1 protein-coding gene is annotated in these 803 nt (G+C 49.2%); it reads left to right on the top strand.

Translation table 11 applies throughout. The features are described 5' to 3' along the window. Positions 1–96 precede the first annotated feature (96 nt). A partial coding sequence (gene trpD, locus R7R24_RS26050; protein ID WP_318120020.1) for an anthranilate phosphoribosyltransferase occupies positions 97–803 on the top strand: 707 nt, incomplete at its 3' end.

Here is an 803-nt window from a genome sequence, read left to right as displayed (position 1 = left end):
AGTCAATACTGACGACTTACGGCGCAACCTTGTTGGGAAACGCTATTGAATGGGCGCTTGAGAAAAATAACGCATAAGGAAATGGGGAGAGAAACTATGGAAGCAATCATCAACAAACTGTACGAACAGCAATCACTGACTCAAGAAGAAAGCCAACAGCTATTCGACATTATTATTCGCGGCGAGCTTGATCCAATTTTAATGGCATCGGCATTAACAGCATTAAAGATCAAAGGCGAAACGCCTGATGAAATTGCCGGTGCAGCAAAAGCCCTACTGGCGAATGCGAACCCGTTCCCTCGTTCTGATTACGACTTTGCAGACATCGTAGGGACAGGGGGCGATGGTCACAATACTATCAATATCTCGACGACGGCCGCCTTTGTTGCAGCAGCATGTGGCCTAAAAGTCGCGAAACACGGCAACCGCAGCGTATCAAGTAAATCCGGCTCTTCTGACTTACTGGACTCATTTGGCATCAACCTAGCAATGAGTGCTGAAGACACCCGCAAAGCGGTTGACGACATTGGCGTTGCCTTCTTGTTCGCGCCTCAATATCACGGAGGCGTTCGCCACGCGATGCCTGTGCGCCAAACCATGAAAACGCGCACCATTTTCAACATTCTTGGCCCGTTGATTAACCCTGCACGTCCAAACATCGAACTAATGGGCGTCTACAGTGAAGAACTGGTTCGTCCTATCGCAGAAACCATGCTACAAATGGGTATGAAGCGCGCCGCTGTCGTACATGGTAGCGGATTGGATGAAGTGGCCATTCACGGTACAACAACGGTTGCCGAAAT

This window comes from Vibrio sp. 704 (assembly GCF_033339295.1).
This window is presented reverse-complemented; position numbering and strand designations above follow the sequence as displayed.